At 42.6% G+C, this 2,769-nt stretch carries 1 protein-coding gene; it reads right to left on the bottom strand.

Annotated features, from left to right (window positions below; all coding sequences use genetic code 11):
• Nucleotides 1-734: 734 nt before the first annotated feature.
• Nucleotides 735-2,246 carry a carotenoid isomerase gene (crtH, locus tag IM509_RS08060; protein WP_052276807.1) on the bottom strand — a complete coding sequence of 504 codons (1,512 nt, stop codon included), beginning with the start codon at nt 2,244-2,246 and terminating at the stop codon, nt 735-737.
• Nucleotides 2,247-2,769 lie beyond the last annotated feature (523 nt).

The following is a 2,769-nucleotide window of genomic DNA, read 5'->3' as shown; positions in this document are numbered from 1 at the left end:
TTTACATATTTTTACATTCCCCAAGATGTTTTGACGAAAAACCTTCATTGTAGAAACTACTATTGAGAACATTTTCAATAATTGATTTTTTCTGAGAAAAAAAATTACAATTCTTCACCTTGAGAAAAATCAATCATTGTAGCTAGGGTTTGCTGAAAAAGTTTTTCCGGGGGGTAGGGTGTGGGGTGTGGGGTGTGGGGTGTGGGGTGTGGGGTTTTACCAGTTTTGAGGTGGCCAATTACCTAATTTTCAGGGAAAAAGTCCCGGAATTTTCCCCCCAATCACTCCAAAGGTCGGCACTTTTTGAGGGAAAAAAAGTCTAAAAACCTTGTTGGATCAGGTTTTTAGATTTATTCAGCAAACCCTAGCTATAGTCCCTACTGGCAATGGGTTTTAACTCTCTTTTTGTACCAATTTATGTACTAAAAAAAGGATAATGCAAGGTTTTTGAGAGTCCCAATCCGATTTTCGCAGCATGAACATCGGATTTTAACAGGTCAAAAGCCTTATCTAACAAGGTTTTTAGATTTATTCAGCAAACCCTAAATAATCATTCTTTAATAACCGGATTTAGTTTAATATCCACAGCGTTTCTCATCAAGGTGAAGTATAGATTAAACCTTGCCGAAGTAAGGATTCCAGTCGCAAAAATGCGCTTCATCCATCTGAGAAACGCTGTCAAGTCTTACCTTCCCGTTTCCGAATTCGCCGGTAAAAATCCTGATTTTCAGCTTTTAATCTCTGGGACGAGGTAAACCCAGATCTACCGATAGAAGATGACTGCAAGCAAAACCAGAAAAGGCCACTGCGTTTAATCCTTGACCGGGGAAGGTACTATCTCCCACACAATAAAGATTAGGAATAGCTGTGCGATTAAAGGGCATTCCTAATAAGCCTAACAGTTTTCTTCGCGGTATTGGGCCGTAACTGCCATCGATTCTATTCAAAAAGCGGCGATGGGTGCGGGCTGTGCCAATTTCGATATAATCTAATCCTGTATCTAGTTTGGGAAAGAGTTTTTTCAGGCGATCAATGAGACGATGAGCAGCGGCCTCTTTTTTCTGTTGATATTCTTGAGGGGGCAGTTTTTGCCATTGATCAATCCAGCTAGGGGTGAAAGTATGAATGATATGATGGTCCGGGGGTGCGAGGGAGGGATCGAGTAAGGTAGGAATAGAAACAAAGATAGTTCCCTGTTCTGCTTCCATATTTTCCCAATCTTCTAGTAAAATATGGTGACATTCGCTTCCTGATGGTAACACATCGGCCTTAACTCCCAGATGCAAACTGAGGAAACTGGGGGATTTTTGATAGCGTTTTTGCCATTTTTTTTCGCTGCCCGGGAGAGATTCCGGGGGGAGTAGTTTCTCGAAGGTATCCCAACGGGTGGCATTAGAAACAATCTTTTTAGCGTAGTATTCCTTACCATTGGTCAATTTTACCCCGATCGCCCGTCCTGCATCTAAAATAATCTTATTCACTCTCGCTTGATACTGGATTTCACCACCAGCTTTTTCCAATCCCGCGACTAACTTGAGAGCAATCTGTCCCACTCCCCCCCGGGGATAGTTAATTCCCCCGTAATGGCGATCGCTAAAGACCATTCCCGCGTTAATCATCGGAGTGCGATCGGCGGGTACTACCGACCAACAATAACATTCCATGTCGATAAATTTCAATAATTTCGGGTCTTTAATATATTTTCTGGCCACATCTCCCGCATTTTGGGGTAAATACTTGACCAATCCCAAACAGGATAAGGGATGCTGGAAAAAAACCCTAGTCAGATAGCGGGGTTCTTCCAGCGATAGTAAATCCATACTATTGAGGCAATTAAAAACCTGCCAGCATTCATCGTAAAAGCGCCGGATGCCGGTTTTTTCTGCGGGAAAATGGCTAATTAATTCCTGTAAAAATTGTTCGTAGTCGCGATGAACTTTTAAGTCTAATCCGTCCGGGAGATGATAATGGATCTGGACGGGATCGGCAATGGTTTCGATACTTATATCCACCGCTGCCAAAGCCTTGGTTAGGAGGTTAGTCGTCCCCTTTTTGCCAAAACCAAAAATCATCGAAGCACCCACATCAAAACGATAACCCTCTCGTTCAAAATAACCTGCGCTGCCCCCCGGAATCAGATAACTCTCTAAAACTAAGACTTTTGCCCCTTTTGCCGCTAATTGCGTCGCTGTCACCAATCCCCCGATTCCCGACCCAATCACGATCGCATCGTACTGATTACTCATAACTTGACTCGATAAATTTTTGTATCAATTCTTGATTGTAACCCTTGACTAGCGGTCATTTATCGGCTAGTTTGCGGGAGCAAAAAATTTTTTGCCAGCGATGAAAAGCTGGTGATCTGTATTGCATTGAAACTGCCTAGGGAAAATTTTAGTACAAATGATCGACCTTACTCCTCGGCGCTCCCAACTCTGGTGCAGTCTTAACGAGTAATTTAGATAGTCAACAGCTTAAAGGCAAGAGCGACGAATCTACTTTTGGGGGAGAAATACTTAGTGGTCTGTCAAGATTGAATTGCAGGATAAATATCTGCCAGCTTCCTCCCCCCGTCTGCTACCCCTGCTTGTCTCAACCAGTCATTTTAACAGCCAAAACCTTTTGCTGTTTGGTTCTTCGGTTTTTGTTATGCAATGGACGGGGGTTATAAGGGATGGAACCCTTATATAGAAAGGCATTTGGCGATTTTTGTCAATTATTTTTGATCTAGAGCGAACTAATCAATTAAGTCTCTTGCCAGATAAGGAT

Source organism: Microcystis sp. M31BS1 (genome assembly GCF_020245285.1).
GTDB lineage: Bacteria > Cyanobacteriota > Cyanobacteriia > Cyanobacteriales > Microcystaceae > Microcystis > Microcystis panniformis.
This window is presented reverse-complemented; position numbering and strand designations above follow the sequence as displayed.

Bases quoted from the DNA above. Each gene is read 5' to 3' on its own strand.
- crtH (WP_052276807.1), bottom strand. From the start codon at position 2,246: ATGAGTAATCAGTACGATGCGATCGTGATTGGGTCGGGAATCGGGGGA.